Below are 24,285 nucleotides of genomic sequence, written 5' to 3'. Positions count from 1 at the left end.
CCCCCCCCCCCCCCAACCCCCCGCGGGGGCGGCCCCGCCCCGGCGGTGGGGGGGGCTCGCTCGCGCCCCCCCCCGCCGAAGACCAGCAGGATCGGCGACACCGCTGCCTCGTCAAAACCGGTGATCTCGGTCAGCAACGGGGCGATGTAGGTGAAGACGGCGAAGACGCCGGCATAGCCAAGCACGGTGGTAGCAAAGCCAAGCAGGACCGGCGTGCGGCCGAGCAAGGCGAGATCGGCGCGCAAATTGCTCTTCTCAGGCTCTGTTCGGCTGCGCGGCACCAGCAGCAGAATGATGGCAAAGGCGGCGATGCCGACCAGGGTCACCGCCCAGAAGGTCGCGCGCCAGCCGAAGGCTTGGCCGAGCCATGTGCCGAAGGGCACGCCGAGGATGTTGGCGATGGTCAGGCCGGTGAACATCAGGGCGATCGCCGAGGCTTTCTTGTTGGGCGCCACCAGTCCGGTCGCCACGATCGAGCCGACGCCGAAGAAGGTGCCGTGGGCGAAGGCGGTCAGTACGCGCGCACCCATCAGCGTCCAGTAGTCTGGGGCAAGCGCACAAGCGAGGTTGCCCAGCGTGAAGATCGCCATCAGCGCCAGAAGCACGGTCTTGCGCGGCCAACGGCCGGTCGCGATCGTCAGCAGCGGCGCGCCGATGACGACGCCCAGCGCATAGCCGGAAATCAGCTGGCCGGAAGCCGAGATCGAGACGCCGAGATCAGTGCTGACGTCGAGCAGCAGGCCCATGATGACGAATTCGGTGACGCCGATGCCAAAGGCACCGGCGGCAAGAGCGTAAAGAGCAAGGGGCATGGCGGTTCCCACTTCGATGACGACCAGTTTTGACGACGGGCGCCGTGTCCTCCCACGCCCCGATCCGGAAGATCGTGCCGCGATGTGCTGTGAACCAGCCTTGCATCGGGCACATCGTCTGTGAAATAGATTCACCAATGGCCAGGCCCGACATCAATCGCTCCGGCGAGATCGAAGTGTTCGTCCGCGTCGTCGAGGCGGGCAGCTTTTCAGCCGCTGCCCGCGCGTTGCGGATGACGCCGTCGGCGGTGAGCAAGCTGATCGCGCGGCTGGAGGCGCGGCTTGGTACGCGGCTGGTCAGCCGTTCGACGCGCAAGCTGCAACTGACGCCGGAGGGGGCGGCGTTCTTCGACAGCGGCGTGCGCGTCCTGGCCGACATGGCGGCGGCCGAGCGCGAGGCAGCGGCGGGTGCCGCGCCGCGTGGCCGGCTGCGGATCAACAGCTACGTGCCTTTCGGGCAGCATCGGCTGATCCCGCTTTTGCCGCGTTTCCTAGAGCGCTACCCCGAAATCTCGGTCGATCTGGTGTTGACCGACGATGTCATCGACCTGATGGAGGAGCGCGCTGACGTCGCCATCCGCGCCGGGCCGCTCGGCGAATCACGGCTGGTGGCGCGCAAGCTCGGGCAGAGCCGGGTGGTCGTCGTTGCGGCGCCATCGTATCTCGAAGCGCGTGGCACGCCCAAGACGCCCGCCGACCTCGATCGTCACAACCGGATGGGCTTCCGTTTCGTTCGTCACCTCGAGGGCTGGCCTTTTATCGACGCGGCCGGCAAACCGATCACCCTGTCGATCATCGGAAATACGCTGGTCAGCGACGGCGAGGCGATGCGGCTGATGGCGCTCTCGGGGGCGGGCATCGCCCGGCTGGCACGCTGGCATGTGGAGGCCGACATTGCCGCCGGCCGGCTGCTGCCGCTGCTGGAAGAGTTCAATCCCGGCGACGAGGAACTCACCCACGCCGTCTATGTCGGCCAAGGCAAGTATCTGCCGGCGCGGGTGCGGGCGTTTTTGGACTTTTTGGTCGAGACTGTCCGGCTGACTTGAGCCCAAAAAAAGATCGGGAGCCTGCCGGCTCCCGAAGCATCGAATCGAAGGTAAATTGAACTACTTTTTCGGCACAAAGGGCGCCGGCCGCCGGCCGGCCGCCTGACGCTCCAGCATCCAGCCGGGGTATTCGGCGGGCAGGGCACTGACTTCGTCGAGGCGAACAAGATCATCGGCATCGAGCTGCAACTCGGTGGCTGCAAGGTTCTGTTCCAGCTGCTCGATGCGGCTGGCGCCGATGATGACGCTCATCACGAATGGCTTGGCCAGGACATAGCCGAGCGCCACCGTGGCGACGCTGACGCCGTGCTTGACGGCGATCTCGCGCATGACAGCGACCGCTGCCCAGGCACGGTCCTCATTGACCGGCGGGAAATTGAAGCTGGCGCGGCGGCCCTCGCCATTGCCGGGGGCGCCCGGTCCGTATTTGCCGGAGAGCAGGCCGCCAGCCATCGGCGACCAGACCATCAGCCCGAGCTTCTCCTCGTTGAGCAGCGGCACGATTTCGCGCTCGAGATCGCGGCCGGCGATCGAGTAATACGACTGCACGGTCTCGAAGCGGGCAAAGCCCTTGCGCTCGGCAATACCCAGCGCCTTGGCGATGCGCCAAGCCTGCCAGTTCGAGACGCCGACATAGCGGACCTTGCCGGCGGCAACCAGGTCGTCGAGCGCCCGCAGCGTTTCGTCGATCGGCGTCACCGTGTCGGTGCCGTGCAGCTGGTAGAGATCGATGTGATCGAGCTGCAGCCGCTCGAGGCTGCCTTCGACCGAATCCATGATGTGGCCGCGCGAGGAACCGCGCTGGTTCGGGCCGCCGCCCATGGCGCCATGAACCTTGGTGGCGATGATCACGTCCTGACGGTTGACGCCAAGGTTCCTGAGCGACTGGCCGAGAAGCCGTTCCGAGGCGCCGAAGGAATAGACATCCGCCGTGTCGAAGAAATTGACGCCGGCGGCGAGCGAGCGGGCAACGATCTCGTCGACGCCCTTCTGGTCGAGGCTGGCGATCAGGCCCCATTGGGCATTCTCGCCGGCCGCGCCGAACGTCATCGTGCCGAGGCAAAGTTCGGAGACGAACATCCCCGTATTTCCAAGTTGATTGTAACGCATGGTGGCTCCAGACGGGTTGAGAATAACTCGACCGATATAGGAACGAAACGTTCCGTTTCTATACGCTGGCTTAGTCAATGTCAGCCTGTGGCCTAAGGTCGGCTGCGCCTCATCTGGCGCCGAAAATCGCCGATCCAACCCTGACACTGGTCGCGCCGAAGGCGATCGCGATTTCGTAGTCGCCGGACATGCCCATGGAGAGCTTGTCGACGCCGGCCTCAAGCCCAAGCTTTTCCAGCAGCGCGAAATGCGGACCGGGGTTCTCGTCGGCCGGCGGAATGCACATCAGCCCTTCGATGGCGAGGGCGTGAACCGAGCGGCAACGGGCCACGAAGGCGACAGCCTCGCGCGGCTCGATGCCGGCCTTTTGCGGCTCGGAGCCGGTGTTGACCTGGACATAGAGCCTTGGTGACCGGCCTTGCCTGGCGATCTCCTTGGCCAGCTCTGCGGCGATCTTTTCACGGTCGACGGTTTCGATGACGTCGAACAATGCCACCGCTTCCTTGGCCTTGTTCGATTGCAGCGGACCGATCAGATGCAGCTCGATGTCGGAAAATGCCTCCTTCAGCACCGGCCATTTGGCTTGTGCTTCCTGGACGCGGTTTTCGCCGAAGACGCGCTGGCCGGCCTCGATAATCGGGCGGATGTCGGCGGCGTCGAAGGTTTTCGAGACTGCGACCAGCGTCACCGCTCCGGCCTCGCGGCCTGCCTCGCGCTCGGCGGCAGCGATCCTTGCCTTGACCGTGAAAAGCTGCTCGACGGCGCTCGCCATGCCTATATCCTGCCTGTGTTTGGCTTTTCGCCGGATCGCCGCAGTTGACGGGTCCGGCAATCCATGGTGAACACCGCGACGACATTTCCTGAGCCGCCCGGGCATTGTCCGGCGGCTCGCGCATGCTTTTAAGTGAAAAACACCCGATGGCAACCGAACGATACAATCCGCGCGCGTCAGAGCCCAAATGGCAGAAGGCCTGGGACGCCAAGAAGCTGTTCGAAGCCGACAATGACGACCCGCGCCCGAAATACTACGTGCTGGAGATGTTCCCGTATCCGTCGGGGCGCATCCATATCGGCCATACCCGCAACTATACGATGGGCGACGTGGTGGCGCGCTACAAGCGGGCCAAGGGTTTCAACGTGCTGCACCCGATGGGCTGGGACGCCTTTGGCATGCCAGCCGAAAACGCGGCGATGCAGAACAAGGTCCATCCCAAGGACTGGACCTATCAGAACATTGCCGCCATGCGCGAGCAGCTCAAGGTCATGGGCCTGTCGCTCGATTGGGCGCGCGAGTTCGCCACCTGCGATGTCGACTACTATCACCGCCAGCAGATGCTGTTCCTCGATTTCGTCGAGAAGGGGCTGGTGACGCGCAAATCCTCCAAGGTCAACTGGGATCCGGAGGACATGACGGTGCTTGCCAACGAGCAGGTCATCGACGGACGCGGCTGGCGCTCAGGCGCGCTGGTGGAACAGCGCGAGCTGACGCAGTGGTTCTTCAAGATCACCGATTACGCGCAGGATCTGCTGGATTCGCTCGATCAGCTCGACGACTGGCCGGAAAAAGTAAAGCTGATGCAGGCGAACTGGATCGGCCGTTCGGAAGGGCTGCTGATCCGCTGGCCGCTGGCCAAGACAGTCGGCGGCGAGCATGATCTCGAAGTCTATACGACCAGGCCCGACACCATCTTCGGCGCGTCCTTCATGGCGATTGCGGCCGACCATCCGCTGGCCAAAAAGGCCGCCGAGGACAATCCGGCGGTGGCAAAGTTCATCGACGAAGTCCGCCATATGGGCACTTCGGTGGCGGCATTGGAGACGGCCGAGAAGAAGGGTTTCGATACCGGCATTCGCGTCGTCCATCCGTTCGACGAGAGGTGGACGCTACCCGTCTACGTCGCCAATTTCGTGCTGATGGACTATGGCACCGGCGCCATCTTCGGCTGCCCGGCACATGACCAGCGCGACCTCGACTTCGCCAACAGATACGGCCTTCCGGTCATCCCGGTGGTGATGCCGGAAGGCGAGAATCAAGGAAGCTTCCAGGTCATCGACGAGGCTTATGTCGATGATGGCGCGATGATCAATTCGCGCTTCCTCGACGGCATGAAGCCGGATCAGGCATTCGACGAGGTGGCAAAGCTGCTGGAACAAAGGACCATCGGCAACCGGCCGATGGCAGAGCGCAAGGTGAATTTCCGCCTGCGCGACTGGGGCATTTCGCGCCAGCGCTATTGGGGCTGCCCGATCCCGATGATCCATTGCGAGGATTGCGGCGTGGTGCCGGTGCCGAAGGCCGACCTGCCGGTCAAGCTGCCGGACGACATCGAGTTCGACCGGCCGGGCAATCCGCTCGATCGCCATCCGACATGGCGGCACGTCAAATGCCCGCGTTGCGGCAAGGATGCGCGGCGCGAAACCGACACGATGGACACATTTGTCGATTCGTCGTGGTATTTCGCGCGCTTCACCGCGCCCTGGGCCAATGATCCGACCGATCCCAAGGCCGCGACTGAATGGCTGCCGGTCGACCAGTATATTGGCGGTATTGAGCATGCGATCCTGCATTTGCTCTATTCGCGCTTTTTCACCCGCGCCATGCGCGAGACCGGCCATGTCGATCTCGCCGAGCCGTTCAGGGGCCTGTTCACGCAAGGCATGGTGGTGCACGAGACCTATCGGGTTGGCGGCGCCTCGAACGGCCGCTGGCTTGCGCCAAGCGAGGTCAGGCTGGAAGACGCCGACGGCAAGCGCCGCGCCTTCGAAATCGCCACCGGCGAAGAGGCGGTGATCGGTCCGCTCGAAAAAATGTCGAAGTCGAAGAAGAATACGGTGAGTCCGGAAGAGATCACCGACGGCTACGGCGCCGATACGGCGCGCTGGTTCATGCTGTCGGACTCGCCGCCCGAGCGCGATGTCGAATGGACCGACGAGGGCGCAGCCGGCGCGCACCGCTTCATCCAGCGCATCTGGCGGCTGGTGTCGACGGCTGCCGAATCGCTCGCCGGAGTCCGGCCAGAGGCGGCGAAGGACGGCGAGGCCGGGACAGTGTCCAAGGCCGCGCACAAGATCCTGAAGTCGGTCGGCGAGGATATCGAAAAGCTCGCCTTCAACCGCGCCATCGCGCGCATCTACGAGCTCGCCAATGCCTTGACCGTGCCGCTCAACGAGGCGGCAGAGGGCAAGGCCGGTCCGGCGCTGCAAGCGGCCTGCCGTGAGGCCGTCGAGATCCTGGTGCACCTGATCGCGCCGGTCATGCCGCATCTGGCCGAAGAGTGCTGGGAGACGCTCGGCGGCACCGACCTTGTCGCCGAACGGCCCTGGCCGGTCTACGATCCCTCGCTTGTCGTCGACGCCGAGATCGTGCTGCCGGTGCAGGTCAACGGCAAGAAGCGCGGCGATTTGACAATTGCCCGCGACGCGGACCAAGGTGCGGTCGAAAAAGCGGTTCTGGCCCTCGACTTCGTGCAGAGAGCGCTCGAAGGTAAGGCGCCGCGCAAGGTGATCATCGTGCCGCAGAGGATCGTCAATGTCGTTGCCTGATCCGCGAAAGACAGAGCTGACGCTGCGCCGTATCGTGCTTTGCGGGCTGCTCGCGTCGGTGGCGCTGGTTTCCGCCTGCACGGTGCGGCCGCTCTATTCGAGCGCGCCGCTGGTCGCCGGCTCGCAGGTCGGTGCTGCTGCCGAACTGGCATCTATCTCAGTCAAACCGGTCAAGACCCGCTACGCCCAGCAGGTCCGCAACAATTTGATCTTCGCGCTCGGCCAGGGCGCCGGCGAGCCGGCTTCGCCCGTCTATTCGCTTGATCTCGGCGTCTCCGAACTCGTCGAATCGGCGGCAATCGAGCAGGTCACGACCGACGAGGACGAGCCGACCGCCGGCACTGTAACGCTGACCGCCAACTATGTGCTCAGCGATGCCAAGACGGGCACGGTCATCGCGAGAGGCAAGCGCTCGATTCCGTCGTCATACGACAGGCCGCGCCAGGAATTCGCGTCATACCGGGCCCAGATCGACGCCGAGAACCGTGCGGCGCGCGAGCTGGCAGATGTGCTGCGGCTGTCGATCGCCCAGGATCTGATCAAGCACGGCAAGCCGGCGGCAAGCTAGGTCTTTCCGGAGTGCGCAATCTGCAAAAAAAGGCCGATTGCTCGGCCTTTTTTTGTTCGTAGGATAGTCGCTTCAGCCGATCTTCTGCCCGGTCTTTGCCCAGTCGGCGAGGAACAGTTCCAGGCCCTTGTCGGTCAGCGGGTGTTTGACCAGTGCCTTGAGCGTCGCCGGCGGCGCGGTGATGACATCGGCACCGATCAGCGCCGCCTGCTTGACATGGTTCACGGTGCGCACAGAAGCGGTCAGGATCTCGGTCTGGAAGTCATAATTGTCGTAGATGGTGCGGATATCGGCAATCAGCTCCATGCCGTCCCAGCCGCTGTCGTCGATGCGGCCGACGAAGGGCGAGATGAAGGAGGCGCCGGCCTTGGCGGCGAGCAGCGCCTGGGTGGCCGAGAAGCACAGCGTGACGTTGACCATGCGGCCGTCCGACCGGATGTCCTTGCAGGCTCGCAGGCCGTCGAGCGTCAGCGGCACCTTGATGCAGACATTGTCGGCGATCCTGGCCAGGATCTTGGCCTCCGCCATCATGTCCTTGTATTCGGTGGCGACGACTTCGGCCGAGACCGGGCCCTTGACGATCTCGCAGATCTCTCTTGTGACGTCGGCGATCTTGCCGCCGGATTTCAGGATCAGCGACGGATTGGTGGTTACGCCGTCGAGCAGCCCCAAATCGTTCAGCTCGCGGATTTCCTTGACATCGGCGGTGTCGACAAAAAATTTCATGGCGGTCTCCTGAAGATTTTTCATGTGCACGTCATGCACATTCGGGGTCGGACTTTGATCTAGACCAAAGTCGGGGCAAGGTCACGCCTCATGATCGAAGATTCGCCCTTTGTCGCGGCCGCACCGGTGCTGGTGCCGATGCCCGCCGAGCGCCCCTACACCTATGCCGTGCCGGCTGGCATGCGCGTGGTGCCGGGCTCGATCGTGCGCGTTCCGCTTGGGCCCCGCCAGGTCGCCGGCATCGTCTGGGACGGCGCCGTCGAAAAGGTCGACGCGAAGAAATTGCGGCCGATCGAGCAGGTTTTCGACTGCCCGCCGATCGACCGCGCGATGCGGCGTTTTGTCGATTGGGTGGCGCAGTACACGCTGTCGCCGCCCGGCATGGTGGCGCGCATGCTGCTCAGGGCGCCGGAGGCGTTCGACCCGGAGCCGTGGATCGAAGGGCTGCAGCGCACCTTCGCCAAGCCCGACCGGATGACGGAGGCGAGGACGCGCGTGCTGGAGACGGCCGAAGGCGGACTTGCCTGGACGCGATCCGGCCTGGCGCATGCGGCAGGCGTGTCGTCGACGGTGGTGGACGGGCTGAGGGCGCAGGGCGTATTCGAGACGGTGATGATACCCCCGCGGCCGGTGGTCGCAGCACCCGATCCCGGCTACACCGTGCCTTCACTGATGCCTGACCAGAGCGATGCCGCCGAGATGCTGCGCGCCAATGTCGCGACCGGCACATTCGGCGTCACCCTGCTCGATGGTGTAACCGGATCCGGCAAGACGGAGGTCTATTTCGAGGCGGTTGCGGCCGCGCTCGATCGCGGCAAGCAGGTGCTGATCCTGCTGCCGGAAATTGCGCTGACCCACGCTTTTCTCGAACGCTTCCAGGAGCGGTTCGGTGCCAAGCCGGCGGAATGGCACTCGGATCTGCCGCCAAGGATGCGCGAAAAGGTCTGGCGGCAGGTAGCGGAAGGCGGCGTGCGGGTCGTCGCCGGCGCGCGCTCGGCGCTGTTCCTGCCGTTCAGGGAGCTTGGATTGATCGTCGTCGACGAAGAGCACGATCCCGCCTACAAGCAGGAGGATCGCGTCTTTTACAATGCGCGCGACATGGCCGTGGTGCGCGGCCATATCGGCGGCTTTCCGGTCGTGCTCGCCTCGGCGACACCGTCGGTCGAAAGCCGGGTCAATGCCAGCCGGGGCCGCTACAGCAGGGCGGTGCTTTCGGCGCGCTTTGCCGAGGCGGCACTTCCCGATCTCAAGACGATCGACATGCGCCGCGCGCCGCCGGCACGCGGCGGTTTCCTGTCGCCGGTGTTGCTTGGACAAATGCGGCAGACACTGGCAAAACAGGAACAGTCGCTGCTGTTCCTCAACCGGCGCGGTTATGCGCCGCTGACGCTCTGCCGCGTCTGCGGCCACCGCTTTGGCTGTCCGGTCTGCTCGGCCTGGCTGGTCGAGCACCGCTTTCGCGGCCAGCTCGTCTGCCACCACTGCGGGCACAATGAACGCCGGCCCGAAGCCTGTCCGGAATGCGGCACGCTCGATCATCTGGTCGCCTGCGGGCCAGGCGTCGAGCGCATCGCCGAGGAGGTCGTCGCGCATTTCCCCGATGCCCGCACCATCGTACTGTCGTCCGACCTGATGGGCGGCGTGCGCCGGCTGCGGCTCGAGCTTGAAGCCATCGCCAATGGCGAGGCCGACATCGTCATCGGCACGCAACTCGTCGCCAAGGGCCATAATTTTCCCAACATGACGCTGGTCGGTGTGGTCGATGCCGATCTCGGCCTTGCCAATGGCGACCCGCGCGCCGCCGAGCGCACCTTCCAACTGCTCAGCCAGGTGACCGGCCGCGCCGGCCGCACCGGCAAGAAAAGCCTCGGCCTGCTGCAGACCTTCCAACCCGACCACCCGGTGATGCGCGCGATCGTCTCAGGCGATGCCGAGGCCTTCTACGAGCGCGAGATCGCCGAGCGTGAGCGGGCGGGGCTGCCGCCCTTCGGCAGGCTCGCCGGCGTCATCGTCAGCGCGGCGACACGGGCCGAAGCCGAAGGGCACGCCCGTGGCCTGCGTCGCGCCGCGCCGCAAGCCAGCGACCTGTTCGTGCTCGGCCCGGCCGAAGCGCCGCTGTCATTGATCGGCGGCCGCCATCGCTTTCGCCTGCTGATCCAGGGCGAGCGGCGCGCCGACATGCAAGGATTCATTCGCACCATGTTGGCCGAGGGACCGAAGATAAGGGGCTCGGTGCGAGTCCAGGTCGACATCGACCCGCAGAGCTTCTTGTGAAGGGGCTCAGAGGACAGGCTTCCGCAAATTGCCGATGCCCATCTGGCGTATGTCTCTTGCTTCGCTAGAATGCCGGAAATTTCGACTATGCATTTAAGAGCGGACAAGATGGAATTTGCGTTTCCGTGGCCGATGAGCCAGGGCGAGTGGCTGGCGTGGTCGAGCGCGGTCGCGACCCTATTGCTCGGCCTATTGCTATTCCTGGCGCCACAGCTGGCATTCCGCATCCTGCGGCTGCAGGTCAGACCGGAGAAGGCAGCGGCGATCGCCGAGGGGCGCGGCCGGATGTCGGGCTTCTATCTCGGCGTCAGCCTGTGCTGCATCCTCCTGGCGCAGCCGCTGCTCTATATGGCGCTCGGCTTCTCCTGGCTGTTCACCGCCTTCGGCCGGCTGCTGTCGATGATGTCGGACGGCGCCAACACGCCGTTCAACTGGGCTTCCATTGTCGTCGAACTGGTGCTGGCGGCGCTGCCGCTTGCCTTCGCCTTCGGCTTTTTGCCCTGAATCAGGGATCAATCCGGGGTTGGTTGCTGAACTCGCCCGGCGGATGCGACAATAGTGCCTGAAAACCATGCCGGACGACGCATTGCGGTCTGAAAATGCCTGTGCTAGACGGCAATCGACTTTCGACCGGGGATAGCGGAAGCCGCGCCTCCGTGCTTGGAAAAATGCAGTAAGGTCAAAGATTTAGCCAGAGTTTTTGCTCGCGCCAACAATCTGCGGCCTGTCAGACAAGAGAAAAGACGGTCCGTGGCCCAATCGTCATCGCCAATCTCAGGTGTCGCAGAACGCTATGCGGGTTCGCTGTTCGAACTCGCGCTGCAGACCAATTCGGTCGCCAGCGTCGAGGCCGACCTCAACAGGTTCGAAACGATGCTCGAAGGCAGCGCTGACCTTTCGCGGCTGATCAGGAGCCCTGTCTTCTCCAGCGAGGACCAGGCCAAGGCGATCGCCGCGATCGCCGACAAAGCGGGGATCGCCGGCCTCACCGGCAATTTCCTGCGCGTCGTTGCCCAGAATCGCCGGCTGTTTGCCGTGCCCGGCATGATCAAGGCGTTCCGCCAGATCGCCGCCGAACACCGCGGCGAGACCGCCGCCGAGGTCACCTCGGCGCATGCGCTGACGCCTGCCCAGGAAACCGAGCTGAAAGCAGCGCTGAAAAGCGTCGCCGGCAAGGACGTGGCGATCACGGTCACCGTCGATCCGTCGCTGCTCGGCGGACTGGTGGTCAAGATCGGCCCGCGCCAGATCGATACGTCGCTCAAAACCAAACTCAATTCGCTCAAGCTTGCACTGAAAGAGGTCGGCTGATGGACATCCGCGCCGCGGAAATTTCCGCAATTCTGAAAGACCAGATCAAGAATTTCGGCAAGGAGGCCGAGGTCTCCGAAGTCGGCCAGGTGCTGTCCGTCGGTGACGGTATCGCCCGCGTCTACGGCCTCGACAATGTCCAGGCCGGCGAGATGGTCGAGTTCCCCGGCGGCATCCGCGGCATGGCGCTCAACCTCGAAGCCGACAATGTCGGCGTCGTCATCTTCGGCGCCGACCGCGACATCAAGGAAGGCGACACCGTCAAGCGCACCGGCGCCATCGTCGATGCGCCCGTCGGCATGGGCCTGCTCGGCCGCGTCGTCGACGCGCTCGGCAACCCGATCGACGGCAAAGGCCCGATCCAGGCCACCGAACGCAAGCGCGTCGACGTCAAGGCGCCCGGCATCATCCCGCGCAAATCGGTGAACGAGCCGATGTCGACCGGCCTCAAGGCCATCGACGCGCTGATCCCGGTCGGCCGCGGCCAGCGCGAGCTGGTCATCGGCGACCGCCAGACCGGCAAGACCGCGATCATCCTCGACACCATGCTCAACCAGAAATCGGTGCACGACAACGGCCCTGAGAAGGAAAAGCTGTACTGCGTCTATGTCGCCGTCGGCCAGAAGCGCTCGACGGTGGCGCAGTTCGTCAAGGTCCTGGAAGAGCGCGGCGCGCTCGACTATTCGATCATCATCGCCGCGACCGCCTCCGATCCGGCGCCGATGCAGTTCCTGGCGCCGTTCACCGCCTGCACCATGGGCGAATATTTCCGTGACAACGGCATGCACGCGCTGATCAGCTACGACGACCTGTCGAAGCAGGCCGTCGCCTATCGCCAGATGTCGCTGCTGCTGCGCCGTCCTCCGGGCCGCGAGGCCTATCCCGGCGACGTCTTCTACCTGCACTCGCGCCTGCTCGAGCGCGCCGCCAAGCTCAACGACGAAAACGGCGGCGGGTCGCTGACGGCGCTGCCGATCATCGAAACGCAGGCCAACGACGTTTCGGCCTATATCCCGACCAACGTCATCTCGATCACCGACGGCCAGATCTTCCTGGAAACCAATCTGTTCTTCCAGGGCGTCCGTCCGGCGGTCAATGTCGGCCTGTCGGTGTCGCGCGTCGGCTCCTCGGCGCAGATCAAGGCGATGAAGCAGGTTGCCGGGTCGATCAAGGGCGAGCTCGCGCAGTACCGCGAAATGGCTGCTTTCGCCCAGTTCGGCTCCGATCTCGACGCCGCCACGCAACGCCTGCTCAACCGCGGCTCGCGTCTGACCGAGCTGTTGAAGCAGCCGCAATTCTCGCCGCTCAAAGTCGAGGAGCAGGTCGCGGTGATCTTCGCCGGCGTCAACGGCTATCTCGACAAGCTGGCGGTCAACCAGGTCGGCAAGTTCGAGCATGGTCTGTTGTCGCATATGCGCTCGGCCGGCAAGGACGTGCTCGACGGCATCCGCAAGGAGAAGGCGCTGTCCGACGATCTGCGCGCCAGGCTGAAGGCAGAAATCGACGCCTTCGCCAAGACCTTTGCTTGAGCAGGACGGACGGGATCAGGTTTGAAGCATGCCTTCGTTAAAAGACCTTCGTAACCGTATCGCCTCGGTCAAGGCGACGCAGAAGATCACCAAGGCGATGCAGATGGTCGCCGCGGCGAAGCTGCGTCGCGCGCAGGAAGCGGCGGAAGCGGCGCGTCCCTATTCTGAGCGCATGGGCGCGGTGCTGGCCAATATCACCCAGGCGATCGGCGGCGGCGGCGATGCCCCGGCGCTGATGACCGGCACCGGCAAGGACGACGTGCATCTGCTTGTCGTCTGCACGGCCGAACGCGGTCTGTGCGGCGGTTTCAATTCGCAGATCGCCCGCTTTGCCCGCGACCACATCCGCAAGCTTCTGGCCGACGGCAAGCAGGTCAAGATCATCTGCGTCGGCAAGAAGGGGTTCGACATATTGCGCCGCGACTACGGGGCGCTGATCATCGAGCGTGTCGACCTGCGCGAGGTCAAGACGCTGGGCTTCGTCAATGCCGATGCCATCGCCAAGAAGGTGATCCACCTGTTCAACGAAGGCGGCTTCGACATCTGCACGCTGTTCTATTCGCAGTTCAAGTCGGTGATCAGCCAGATCCCGACGGCGCAGCAAATTGTCCCGGCGGGCGCGCCTTCGGCTGCCGCGGAAGTGAAGGACGGCGGCAGCGCCGTCTACGAATACGAGCCGGAGCCGGGCGAGATCCTCTCCGATCTCATCCCGCGCAACATTTCCGTGCAGGTTTTTCGCGCGCTGCTCGAGAATGCTGCCGGCGAGATGGGCGCCAAGATGAGCGCCATGGACAATGCGACGCGCAACGCCGGCGACATGATCAACAAATTGTCGATCACCTACAACCGCCAGCGGCAGGCGCAGATCACCAAGGAATTGATCGAAATCATTTCGGGCGCCGAGGCGCTCTAGGCACGCCCACAAGGAGGTCATCGACCTCAAGCGTGTGCGAAACAAAGAGACGAAAAGGGTAAAGACGATGGCGAAAGCAGCGACCCCCAAGACGGCAGCCCCTAAGGCCGCGGCACCAGCGAAGGCTTCGGCAGCAGCAAAGGCCGCTCCGGCCAAGAAGGCGGCAGCAACCAAGGCCGCCGCTGTGAATACGCCGGCCGCCACCATCAAGAAAACCGGCCTGGCAGGCAAGGTTCGCCAGGTCATCGGCGCCGTTGTCGACGTCCAGTTCGGCGAACATCTGCCGGCGATCCTGAACGCGCTTGAGACGATCAACGTCGGCAATCGCCTGGTGCTAGAGGTGGCTCAGCATCTGGGCGAAAACACCGTGCGCTGCATCGCCATGGACTCGACCGAAGGTCTGGTCCGCGGTCAGGACGTCTATGACACCGGTGCACCGATTACCGTGCCGGTCGGCCCGGGCATGCTCGGCCGCATCATCAACGTCATCGGCGAGCCGGTCGACGAGGCAGGCCCGGTCGACGGCATCGAGATGCGCTCGATCCACCAGCCGGCGCCGACCTATGTCGAGCAGTCGACGGAAGCGCAGATCCTGGTCACCGGCATCAAGGTGCTCGACCTGCTGGCCCCCTATGCCCGCGGCGGCAAGATCGGCCTGTTCGGCGGCGCCGGCGTCGGCAAAACGGTGCTGATCCAGGAACTGATCAACAACGTCGCCAAGGCGCATGGCGGCTTCTCGGTGTTCGCCGGCGTCGGCGAGCGGACCCGCGAAGGCAACGATCTCTATCACGAGTTCATCGAGTCCGGCGTCAACAAGAAGGGCGGCGGCGAAGGCTCCAAGGCGGCGCTCGTCTATGGCCAGATGAACGAGCCGCCGGGCGCCCGCGCCCGCGTCGGCCTGACCGGGCTGACGGTCGCCGAATATTTCCGCGACCAGGGCCAGGACGTGCTGTTCTTCGTGGACAACATCTTCCGCTTCACGCAGGCGGGCTCGGAAGTGTCGGCGCTGCTCGGCCGCATTCCTTCGGCCGTGGGCTACCAGCCGACGCTGGCCACCGACATGGGCGCGCTGCAGGAGCGTATTACCACGACGACCAAGGGCTCGATCACCTCGGTGCAGGCGATCTATGTGCCGGCCGACGATCTGACCGACCCGGCGCCGGCGACCTCGTTCGCCCACCTCGACGCGACGACCGTGCTCAACCGCGCGATTTCGGAGAAGGGCATCTATCCGGCGGTCGATCCGCTCGATTCGACTTCGCGCATGCTCGACCCGATGGTCGTCGGCGAAGAGCATTACCAGGTCGCGCGCCAGGTGCAGTCGATCCTTCAGCGCTATAAGTCGCTGCAGGATATCATCGCCATCCTAGGCATGGACGAGCTGTCGGAAGAGGACAAGCAGACGGTTGCCCGCGCCCGCAAGATCGAGCGCTTCCTGTCGCAGCCCTTCTTCGTCGCCGAAGTGTTCACCGGCGCGCCGGGCAAGCTGGTCGACCTCGCCGACACCATCAAGGGCTTCAAGGGCCTTTGCAACGGCGACTACGACCATCTGCCGGAGGCCGCCTTCTACATGGTCGGCGGCATCGAGGAAGCGGTCGAGAAGGCACAGCGCCTGGCCGCTGATGCGGCCTGATGGTGAATGGTCAATAGTGAATTGTGAATGGGGAGTAGCGGATAGGAAATCGGGGCTGAGTGAAGGTCATTCTTTCTGACCGTTCACCATTCACCATTCACCAGTCGCTAAATTGATCATGCCTGAAGCTTTCAAATTCGAACTGGTCTCGCCGGAGCGCCTCTTGGTTTCCGAGCAGGTCGAATCCGTCGTCATTCCGGGCGCCGAAGGCGAAATGACTGTCATGGCGCATCACGCACCGGTCATGACCACAATCAAGCCGGGCGTAGTTACGCTGAAGACCGCGCAAGGCAAGGAAGAGCGCTATGTGGTGTTCGGCGGCTTTGCCGACATCGTTCCGGCCGGCTGCACGCTGCTCGCCGAATCGGCTGTGGCCGTCGGCGACATCGACCGCGCCGACCTTGCCCGCCGCATCCAGGAGGCAAGGGAAGACGCCGCCGACGCCAAGGACGACCAGACCCGCAGCAAGGCCGAGCAGTTCCTCAACCAGCTTACGACGCTTGAAGGTGCGCTGTTGCCGGCGTGAGTTCCGCTCAAATGACTAACTGAAAAAGCGGGCTTGCCCCGCTTTTTTGTTTGGTGGACAGTCTGGCTGCCTTGGCGTGGGGGTTGGCCGATGACAGAACAAGCAGTGCAACAAGAAACTATCTCGCGATCCAGATGGTCGACGGCCCTGGTTTCGGCCTTTGGCGGCCCGTTTGGCGGGTTCCTGTGGATCGGCAGTGGCAAACTGGCGGTCGCCAGCCTGGTGGTGATCAGCGTCGTCGTTTTCGCGCTTATTTACATTGGCTTTCCGGTATTGCCTGGCGTCGATCTTGCTTGGTGGGCCAATTTTTCAGGGATCGGTTTGATGGCCCTGTGGGCAGCGATCGTTGTTCCCTTCGCGCACCGGTTCAAGCCGGACAGATGGTACGCGCGTGGGCTTTCGGTGCTGGTGCTCGTCTTTCTGACCTCGTATCCGGCTGCATTCGCAATACGCGCATTCCTGCTCCAGCCTTTTTCGATTCCCTCCAGCAGCATGGTGCCGACGTTGCAGGAAGGCGACTATCTCTTCGTCTCCAAAATGGCATACGGCTACAGCCGCTACAGCGTGCCGTTCAACTTGCTTCCCGTTGATGGACGTATATTCGGCGCGGAACCCAAAAGGGGAGATGTGGTTGTCTTCAAGTTCCCGCCCGATCCGAGCGTGGACTACATCCAGCGGATCGTCGGCCTTCCCGGCGAGAAGATCCAGATCATCGACGGGGTGCTTCACATCAACGATGTCGCGGTGGGACTCGACGATATGGCACTTTTTCGTCCGAAGAGTTCTCGAAAGCCAAACTTCAACGCGAAACCTTGCCGGGGGGTGTCACTCATTCCGTTCTCAACCTCACCGACAACTCGATCGGCGACAATACGCGCGTGTTTGAGGTGCCCGAAGGCCACTACTTCGTGCTTGGCGACAATCGCGACAATGCCTCCGACAGCCGGTTCAGTGTCGGGTTTGTTCCCTATGAAAATCTGGTCGGCAAGGCTGTACGGTTGTTCTGGAATTCCAAAGGCACCAATTATTCGTCTCGACAGACGCTGAACGGCCGGGCGAGCAAGTAACTCAGTCGGTCAGCGTCTCTACTGCGCGCATCACGCCGCGCAGTTCGGCAAGGCCCTTCAGGCGGCCGATGCAGGAATAGCCGGGGTTCACCTTCTTGCCGAGGTCGTCGACGATGGCATGGCCATGGTCCGGACGCATCGGCACCTGCCAGTCCGCCCTGCCTGCCGCCTTGCGCCGCCGCTCTTCGCCAATCAGCGCCGACACGACCGCCACCATGTCGGTGTCGCCGTCGAGGTGCTCGGCTTCGTGGAAGGAGCCGTCTGGCTCCTTGGTGACGTTGCGCAGATGGGCGAAATGGATGTTTTCGGCGAAGGCCTTGGCCATTGCCGGCAGATCGTTCTGCGCGCCCGCGCCGTACGAGCCGGTGCACAGCGTCAGCCCGTTGGCCGGCGAAGCGACCGCGTCGAGCAGCGCGCGGGCATCATTGGCGTTGGAAACGATGCGCGGCAGGCCGAACAGCGAAAAGGGCGGATCGTCGGGGTGGATCGCCATCCTGACGCTGGCCTCTTCGGCCACCGGCACGATCTCGCGCAGGAAGGCAAACAGGTTTTCGCGCAGGCCTTCGGTGGAGACGTCCTTGTAGAGGTCGAGGGCGCGGCGGAAGCTTGCCCGATCGAAGATGAATTCGCGCGCCGGGACCCAGCCGATCAGGTTGCGCTCCAGCCTTGCCTTGTCGCTGTCGCTCATCCCTTGCAGTCGCACACGCGCGGCCTCGATACGGGCCGGTGGGTGATCGGCCTCCGCCCCTTCTCGCTCAAGGATGAAGACGTCATAGGCGCAGAGCTCGACGACATCGAAGCGCAGCGCCGTGCCGCCATGCGGCATCGGGTAATCGAGGTCCGTCCGCGTCCAGTCGGTGATCGCCATGAAATTATAGCAGACGGTGTTGATACCGGCGGCGGCGACGGCGCGGATCGAGGCCTTGTAATTGTCGATCAGGCTGCGCCAGTCGCCGCTGCGGGTCTTGATGTCCTCGTGCACGACGATGCTCTCGACCACGTCCCAGGTCAGCCCTGCTGCCTCGATCTCGGCCTTGCGCCTGGCGATCTCGTCTGCCGGCCAGGCGCGGCCGTCGTTGAGGTGGTGCAGCGCGCTGACGATGCCGACGGCGCCGGCCTGACGGACATGGGCAAGCGTCACCGGATCGTCCGGCCCGAACCAGCGCCAGGTCTGTCTCATGGCTTCTCACTCCCTATGCCAAGCGCCGCCAAAGCTGCGGCAGTGCCGCCCCGCCGCAGGCGCTCGAGATGGGCTGCCGTCAGATCGATCAGTGTCATGCGGTGGGCATGGTCCTTGGCGAAGCCGGCGAGATCGAATATCGCTGTCACCGTTTCATCAGCCGGCCGGCTGCCGAGCGCCGTAAGCCGAGCGTCGATCGGGTCGGCAAAATGGGCTTCCGGCAAGGTTTTGCCGCGCGCCTCGCAAGCGGCGATCCAGGCCGCCACCACCAGCATGAGATGCGCGGGCGGGTCACCGGCGCCCAGTCGATCGAGGGCCGAGGCGACGATGCGCTGCGGCAGCTTCTGGCTGCCGTCATTGGCGATCTGCGCCGTGCGATGGGCGAGCGCGGTGTTCGAATAGCGTTCGGCGAGCTGGGCCGTGTAGCCGGCCGTATCGAGCCCGGCGTCCTGCGGCAGCGTCGGGATGGCCTCGGCCCATAGTCCGTCGACGAATTGCCGGATCGCCGGATTGGCAAAGGCGCGGTCGACCGTGTCGTAGCCGCTGAGCAGGCCGAGATAGGCGATTGCCGAATGCGAACCGTTGAGCAGCCGCAGCTTCATGTCCTCGAAGGGCCCGACGTCGCCGACCATGGTGACGCCGAACTTTTCCCAGGCCGGTCTGCCAGCCGGGAAATCGTTTTCGACCACCCATTGGCAGAACGGCTCGGTCATCACCGGCCAGGCATCCTCGACGCCGAGCTCGACGGCGATACGCGCCCGCTCGGCGTCGGTAGTCGCCGGCACGATACGGTCGACCATGCTCGACGGAAAGGCGACGCCGTCGGCAATGTGTGCGGCGAGCCTGGCATCGCCTGAAGTGGCGAGCCTGGCATCGCCTGAAGTGGCGAGCCTGGAATCGCGCAGTGCGGCGAATTCGACCAGCAGGCGGTGCAGCGTGGCGCCATTGGCCGGAAGGTTGTCGCAGCAGAGCACGGTGAAAGGCTGGATGCCGGCGGCACGGCGGCGCGACAGCGCCTCGGTCAGGAAACCATGCGCCGTCCGTGGCATTTGCGGGTTAGCCAAATCATGGGCGATGTCCGGATGGGTGCTGTCCAGACCGCCGCCGGCTGCTCTCAGATAAGCCTTTTCGGTGATCGTGAGCGTGACGATGCGGGTGCGCTGATCTGTCAGAGCGGCGAGCACCGCAGCCGGATCTTCCGGCGCCACCAGCAGCGACAGGATCGAACCGATGACGCGTAGCTCTTCGCCGATGCTGCTCCTGATCGCCAGCGCGTAGAGGCCATCCTGCGGCGCCAGTGCGTCGCGCGTGTCTGGACTGCGCAAGGACACGCCGACAATGCCCCAGTCCGCCTCGCCCGCCGCCAGGCAGTCGTCGACATAGGCCGCCTGGTGGGCGCGATGGAAGGCACCGACGCCGAGATGGACGATGCCAGGTGCGACGCCGCCGCGGTCGTAGCGCGGGGCCGCGACCGAAGCCGGCAGTGCCTTCAGCGTGCTGTTGGAAAGGCGTCTATTGGTCATTGCGCCACGTGTCTGATCGAGATTGTTGGGTCACTGCTGGCAGGCGGCGTAGCACCCGATGCCGTCACGCACAATGGGCAATGGCCGAAAAGTCATCATACAACAACCCAGTTTTTGTATGTTGACATTATTTCTTTTCAACCCTACCGATGTCCGGATTGGGAGGATTTGCGTGGCCGCATTGACGGATCCGGATTTGCTGTTTGCCGCCGAGGCGCGCCCGCTTTCGCTGGCCCGCGATCTCTACGCCACGGTCAAGGACCTGCCGATCGTCAGCCCGCACGGCCACACCGATCCGCGCTGGTATGCGCTCAACGAGGCGTTTCCCGATCCGGCGCAGTTGCTGATCGTGCCGGACCACTACATTTTCCGCATGCTGTTCAGCCAGGGCGTTCGGCTTGAGGAGCTTGGTGTGCCGACGCTTGACGGCTCGCCGGTGGAAACCGACGGCAGAACGATCTGGCGGCGCTTCGCCGAGCATTATTACCTGTTCCGGGGTACGCCGACCCGGCTGTGGTTCGACCATGTGCTTGCCCACCTGTTCGGCATCGACGAGCCGTTGACGGCCGCAACCGCCGACCGCCATTACGACATGATCTCGACCTTGCTGCAGTGGGAGAATTTTCGCCCGCGAGCGCTGTTCGAGCGCTTCAACATTGAAGTCATCGCAACGACCGAAGGCGCGCTCGACGATCTCAGATGGCACCAGATGATCCGCGACAGCGGCTGGGAGGGCCGCGTCGTCACCGCCTATCGGCCGGATGCGATCGTCGATCCCGACTTCGAAGGGTTCTCGGCCAATCTCGACCGGCTTGGCGAGATCACCGGCTGCGACACCGGCAATTGGGCCGGCTATCTCGATGCGCATCGCCAGCGGCGCGCCTTCTTCAAGAGCTTTGGCGCGACTTCCTCCGATCACGGCCATCCGACGGCCGAAACCGCCAATCTCTCGGATGCCGCCGCGCAGGAGCTGTTCAACCGCATCCGCCGGGGCTCGGACGACGAGCGCGAGCGAAAGCTGTTCCGCGCCCAGATGCTGACCGAGATGGCCAAGATGAGCCGCGACGACGGGCTGGTCCTGCAGATCCATCCCGGCTCCTGGCGCAATCATTCGCCGGCTATCTTTCGGAAGTTCGGCAGGGACAAAGGCTTCGATATTCCGACGCGAACCGACTATGTGACGGCGCTGAAGCCGCTGCTCGACTGCGTCGGGCTGGAGCGCGACCTCACCATCATCCTCTTCACCCTCGACGAGACCAGCTATGCGCGCGAGCTGGCGCCGCTCGCCGGCGTCTACCCGGCATTGAAGCTCGGGCCGGCCTGGTGGTTCCACGACAGCCCCGAAGGCATGCGCAGGTTCCGTGAGATGACCACCGAAACCGCCGGTTTCTACAACACCGTCGGTTTCAACGACGATACCCGCGCCTTTCCATCCATACCGGCCCGCCATGATGTGGCGCGCCGGGTCGATTGCGCTTTTCTGGCGCGTCTCGTCGCCGAGCATCGGCTCGGCGAGGACGAGGCGCACGAGCTGGCGCAGGAACTTGCCTATACGCTCGCGAAAAAGGCGTACCGGCTCTAACGGCGCTTGCCGCCATCGTTCAAAAAGGGAGGAAACCAATGCTGCATTTTTCGAGACTGGCGGGAGCTACGCTAGTTGCCGCCGCACTGCTGGCCGGATCGGCAAGCGCCCAGACGGTCCTGCGCTCGTCCGACACCCACCCGGATGGCTATCCGACGGTCGAGGCGGTCAAATATTTCGGCGAGCTGGTGAAGGAGCGCACGGCCGGCCGCTATGTGGTCGAGATCTATCCTTCCGCGCAACTTGGCGAGGAAAAGGACACGATCGAGCAGGTGCGCACCGGCGTGATCGATCTCAACCGCGTCTCGATGGCGCCGTTCAACGGGCTCATCCCCGAGACCACCGTGCCCTCGCTGCCCTACATCTTCCGTTCGGAAGAGAATATGCACAAGGTCATGGACGGGGCGATCGGCGACCAGATCGCGGCGGCGTTCGACCAGGTCGGGCTGGTGTTGCTCGCCTTTTACGACGGCGGCTCGCGCTCCTTCTATAATTCGAAGAAGCCGATCAACACCGTAGCCGACATGGCCGGGATGAAGTTCCGCGTCATCCAGTCCGACATCTTCGTCGACATGGTGGCGGCACTCGGCGCCAATGCGACGCCGATGCCGTATGGCGAGGTGTATTCGGCGATCGAGACCGGGGTGATCGACGGCGCGGAGAACAATTTTCCGAGCTACGACACCGCCAAGCATGCGGAAGTCGCCAAGTACTATTCGCTCGACGAGCACACGATGGTGCCGGAAGCCTTCGTCATGGCGAAGTCGAGCTGGGACAAGCTGACGCCGGAAGACCAGGCGATCTTCAAGGCGGCCGCCAAGGAAAGCGTCGCCAAGCAGCGCGAGCTGTGGACCGCCAAGGTCAAGGAATCGCGCGCCAAGGTCGAGGCGGCCGGTTCGCAGATCACGACGCCGGACAAGCAGCCCTTCATCGACGCGATGGGGCCGGTCTACGAGAAGCACGTCAAGGACGACAAGCTGAAGGCCATGGTCGAAGCCATCAAGGCCGTGCAGTGATCAAGCGGCGGCGCGGACATTCCGTGCCGCCATCCTCCTGGAGAAAAAACCGGTGACTTCCAGCCCAAGACCAACACCGCTCCTGTCCGGCGTCGCGCAAGTGATGTCGCGCGTCAGCACGGCGGCGCTGTCGATCGCCGGCATCGGGCTGGTGCTGATGACCGCCTTCGTCGCCTGGCAGGTGTTCGGCCGCTATGTTCTGAACCGCTCGCCGAGCTGGACCGAGCCCGGCTCGGTGATGCTGATGAGCTGGTTCATTTTCCTCGGCGCTGCCGTCGGCGTTCGCGAGAACTACCATCTTGGCTTCGACGTCCTGCTCTACGTGCTGCCGAAAGGCGGCAAGCGCTGGCTGCGGATGATTTCGGATCTTGTCGCGCTCGCCTTCGGCATCGGCATGATCTGGTATGGCAGCCAGCTGGTCGCATTGACCTGGGGCTCCGTCTTGCCGTCACTCGGCATATCGGGGGGCTGGGACTATGTCCCGCTTGTCGCGGGAGGCGCGCTCATCGTGCTCTTCACGCTGGAGCGCATCGTGCTTCGCCTCTCCGGCGCGCCGATCGACGATGCCCTCGATGAACTGCCGCCGGCCGAAGTCGCGGCCGAACTCGACACCGCCAACGTGAAGGTCTGACGCCATGGAACTGTGGATTCTGTTCGGCGTCTTCACCCTGCTGATGCTTATCGGCACGCCGATCGCTTTCTGCCTGGGCGTCGCAAGCCTGGCCACCGTCCTCTATATGGGCCTGCCGCCGCTGATCGTGTTCCAGCGCCTGAATTCCGGCATGAGCGTCTTTTCGCTGCTGGCCATTCCGTTTTTCATCTACGCCGGCGACTTGATGGTGCGCGGCGGCATCGCCAGCAAGATCGTTGCCTTCGCTGGCTCGCTCGTCGGCCATTTGCGCGGCGGCCTCGGGCAGGTCAACATTGCAACCGCTACACTGTTCGGCGGCATTTCCGGCTCCGCGGTGGCGGAGGCAGCGGCGGTAGGCGGCCTGATGATCCCGCAAATGAAGGCGCGTGGCTATGGAGCGGACTACGCCGTCAACGTCACGTCGATGGCGGCACTGATCGCGCTGCTGCTGCCGCCGTCGCACAACATGATCATCTACTCGATCTCGGCAGGCGGAAAGATCTCCATCGCCGATCTGTTCACGGCCGGTATCATCCCGGGCCTGCTGCTGGCCCTGTCGCTGATGGTCACCGCCTATATCGTCGCGCGCTCCCGCGGCTATCCGACCGAGGCGTTTCCGGGCTTCACCGCAGTCGCGCATCTTTTCGCCGTCGCCGTGCCCGGCCTGCTGTTGATCGCGATCATCTTCGGCGGCGTGCGATCGGGCGTCTTCACCGCCACCGAGAGTTCCTGTATCGCCGTCATCTATGCGCTGCTCGTGACCGTCTTCGTTTACCGGCAGATGACCTGGGAAGGGTTCGTTCATGCCACCCATGGCGCCGTGCGCACCACGGCCATGGTGCTGCTCATCATCGGCATGGCGGCGGCGTTCTCGTGGCTGATGGCCTTCCTGAAAGTGCCGGCAGCGCTCATCGCCTCCATGAACGCGATCTCGGACGATCCGCTGGTCGTGCTTCTCCTGCTCAACCTCCTGATGCTGTTCCTCGGCACGTTCATGGACATGGGGCCAACGATCATCATTTGCACGCCTATCTTCCTGCCCGTGGCGCAGGCCTACGGCGTCGATCCGGTGCATTTCGGCGTCATCATGATCCTCAATTTCGGCATTGGGCTGAACACGCCGCCCGTGGGCGCAGTTCAGTTCGTGGCGTGTGCCGTGGGCAAGATATCCGTGTGGGAATCGATGCGCTCGATCTGGCCGTTCTATGGCGCAGGCCTCGTGGTGCTGGCGCTCGTCACTTACATTCCGGCCATTTCGCTATGGCTGCCGAGCGTCTTCAAATAGGGGGTGCGAC

At 64.0% G+C, this 24,285-nt stretch carries 20 protein-coding genes and 1 pseudogene; 15 read left to right on the top strand and 6 right to left on the bottom strand.

Going from position 1 to position 24,285, the window contains the following annotated elements:
- Nucleotides 1–812 (bottom strand): MFS transporter (locus NKJ55_RS17070; protein ID WP_352450907.1); only part of this gene is annotated, 812 nt, incomplete at its 3' end.
- Nucleotides 813–949: 137 nt separating this feature from the next.
- Here NKJ55_RS17070 and NKJ55_RS17065 point away from each other — a divergent pair.
- Nucleotides 950–1,858, top strand: a complete 909-nt coding sequence (locus NKJ55_RS17065; protein WP_352450906.1) for a LysR family transcriptional regulator — start codon at nt 950–952, stop codon at nt 1,856–1,858.
- Nucleotides 1,859–1,918: 60 nt separating this feature from the next.
- Here NKJ55_RS17065 and NKJ55_RS17060 read toward each other — a convergent pair whose 3' ends face one another.
- The gene (locus NKJ55_RS17060) at nt 1,919–2,968 is read right to left on the bottom strand and encodes an aldo/keto reductase (RefSeq protein ID WP_352450905.1); all 1,050 of its coding nucleotides are present in this window, start codon (nt 2,966–2,968) and stop codon (nt 1,919–1,921) included.
- A 109-nt stretch (nt 2,969–3,077) separates the two neighbouring features.
- A complete protein-coding gene (locus NKJ55_RS17055) occupies nt 3,078–3,740 on the bottom strand; it encodes a YggS family pyridoxal phosphate-dependent enzyme (RefSeq protein ID WP_352450904.1) in 663 nt (220 codons plus the stop codon).
- Between the two features lie 146 nt (nt 3,741–3,886).
- Here NKJ55_RS17055 and leuS point away from each other — a divergent pair, with 146 nt between their 5' ends.
- Both leuS and NKJ55_RS17045 read left to right on the top strand, forming a co-directional pair.
- Nucleotides 3,887–6,511 (top strand): leucine--tRNA ligase, encoded by a 2,625-nt coding sequence (gene leuS, locus NKJ55_RS17050; protein WP_352450903.1) that lies wholly within the window; start codon nt 3,887–3,889, stop codon nt 6,509–6,511.
- A complete protein-coding gene (locus NKJ55_RS17045; protein WP_352450902.1) occupies nt 6,498–7,079 on the top strand; it encodes an LPS assembly lipoprotein LptE in 582 nt (193 codons plus the stop codon). Before leuS ends, NKJ55_RS17045 begins: the two co-directional genes overlap by 14 nt.
- A gap of 72 nt (nt 7,080–7,151) precedes the next feature.
- Here NKJ55_RS17045 and fsa read toward each other — a convergent pair whose 3' ends face one another.
- Complete coding sequence (gene fsa, locus NKJ55_RS17040) at nt 7,152–7,805, bottom strand: fructose-6-phosphate aldolase (RefSeq protein WP_023678103.1); 654 nt, start codon at nt 7,803–7,805, stop codon at nt 7,152–7,154.
- Nucleotides 7,806–7,895: 90 nt separating this feature from the next.
- Here fsa and NKJ55_RS17035 point away from each other — a divergent pair, with 90 nt between their 5' ends.
- The 8 genes and pseudogenes from NKJ55_RS17035 to lepB all read left to right on the top strand — a co-directional run.
- Nucleotides 7,896–10,079 carry a primosomal protein N' gene (locus NKJ55_RS17035; protein ID WP_352450901.1) on the top strand — a complete coding sequence of 728 codons (2,184 nt, stop codon included), beginning with the start codon at nt 7,896–7,898 and terminating at the stop codon, nt 10,077–10,079.
- 108 nt (nt 10,080–10,187) lie between these two features.
- A complete protein-coding gene (locus NKJ55_RS17030; protein ID WP_023719708.1) occupies nt 10,188–10,583 on the top strand; it encodes an AGROH133_08824 family phage infection protein in 396 nt (131 codons plus the stop codon).
- 246 nt (nt 10,584–10,829) lie between these two features.
- Nucleotides 10,830–11,390 carry a F0F1 ATP synthase subunit delta gene (locus NKJ55_RS17025; protein ID WP_352450900.1) on the top strand — a complete coding sequence of 187 codons (561 nt, stop codon included), beginning with the start codon at nt 10,830–10,832 and terminating at the stop codon, nt 11,388–11,390.
- Nucleotides 11,390–12,919, top strand: coding sequence for a F0F1 ATP synthase subunit alpha (gene atpA / locus NKJ55_RS17020; RefSeq protein WP_352450899.1), 1,530 nt, complete (start codon nt 11,390–11,392; stop codon nt 12,917–12,919). The genes NKJ55_RS17025 and atpA overlap by 1 nt, the downstream gene beginning before the upstream one ends.
- Nucleotides 12,920–12,947: 28 nt before the next feature.
- Nucleotides 12,948–13,832 (top strand): F0F1 ATP synthase subunit gamma, encoded by an 885-nt coding sequence (locus NKJ55_RS17015; RefSeq protein WP_352450898.1) that lies wholly within the window; start codon nt 12,948–12,950, stop codon nt 13,830–13,832.
- 67 nt (nt 13,833–13,899) lie between these two features.
- On the top strand, nt 13,900–15,465 hold the full coding sequence (atpD, locus tag NKJ55_RS17010; protein WP_352450897.1) for a F0F1 ATP synthase subunit beta: 1,566 nt from the start codon (nt 13,900–13,902) through the stop codon (nt 15,463–15,465).
- A gap of 118 nt (nt 15,466–15,583) precedes the next feature.
- Entirely contained in the window at nt 15,584–15,991 is a 408-nt protein-coding gene (locus NKJ55_RS17005; RefSeq protein ID WP_023678096.1) for a F0F1 ATP synthase subunit epsilon, read from the top strand.
- Between the two features lie 342 nt (nt 15,992–16,333).
- Nucleotides 16,334–17,001, top strand: a pseudogene (gene lepB / locus NKJ55_RS17000) (signal peptidase I); the annotation flags it as partial.
- Nucleotides 17,002–17,059: 58 nt separating this feature from the next.
- Here lepB and uxuA read toward each other — a convergent pair.
- Both uxuA and NKJ55_RS16990 read right to left on the bottom strand, forming a co-directional pair.
- Nucleotides 17,060–18,238, bottom strand: coding sequence for a mannonate dehydratase (uxuA, locus tag NKJ55_RS16995; protein WP_352450896.1), 1,179 nt, complete (start codon nt 18,236–18,238; stop codon nt 17,060–17,062).
- Complete coding sequence (locus NKJ55_RS16990; RefSeq protein WP_352450895.1) at nt 18,235–19,761, bottom strand: mannitol dehydrogenase family protein; 1,527 nt, start codon at nt 19,759–19,761, stop codon at nt 18,235–18,237. The genes uxuA and NKJ55_RS16990 overlap by 4 nt, the downstream gene beginning before the upstream one ends.
- Nucleotides 19,762–19,933: 172 nt before the next feature.
- Here NKJ55_RS16990 and uxaC point away from each other — a divergent pair, with 172 nt between their 5' ends.
- The 4 genes from uxaC (at nt 19,934) to NKJ55_RS16970 (ending at nt 24,275) form a co-directional block, all read left to right on the top strand.
- Nucleotides 19,934–21,343: a glucuronate isomerase gene (gene uxaC, locus NKJ55_RS16985; RefSeq protein ID WP_352450894.1), complete on the top strand. Its 1,410-nt coding sequence runs from the start codon at nt 19,934–19,936 to the stop codon at nt 21,341–21,343.
- Between the two features lie 38 nt (nt 21,344–21,381).
- Entirely contained in the window at nt 21,382–22,359 is a 978-nt protein-coding gene (locus tag NKJ55_RS16980) for a TRAP transporter substrate-binding protein (RefSeq protein ID WP_352450893.1), read from the top strand.
- 103 nt (nt 22,360–22,462) lie between these two features.
- The gene (locus tag NKJ55_RS16975; protein WP_023719697.1) at nt 22,463–22,990 is read left to right on the top strand and encodes a TRAP transporter small permease; all 528 of its coding nucleotides are present in this window, start codon (nt 22,463–22,465) and stop codon (nt 22,988–22,990) included.
- Between the two features lie 4 nt (nt 22,991–22,994).
- The gene (locus NKJ55_RS16970; RefSeq protein WP_023678089.1) at nt 22,995–24,275 is read left to right on the top strand and encodes a TRAP transporter large permease; all 1,281 of its coding nucleotides are present in this window, start codon (nt 22,995–22,997) and stop codon (nt 24,273–24,275) included.
- Nucleotides 24,276–24,285: the final 10 nt, after the last annotated feature.

It is taken from the genome of Mesorhizobium sp. M0106 (assembly GCF_040322715.1).
In the GTDB taxonomy this organism is placed as follows: domain Bacteria; phylum Pseudomonadota; class Alphaproteobacteria; order Rhizobiales; family Rhizobiaceae; genus Mesorhizobium.
The sequence above is the reverse complement of the archived record's forward strand: the minus strand, read 5'-3'. Positions and strand labels throughout refer to the sequence as shown.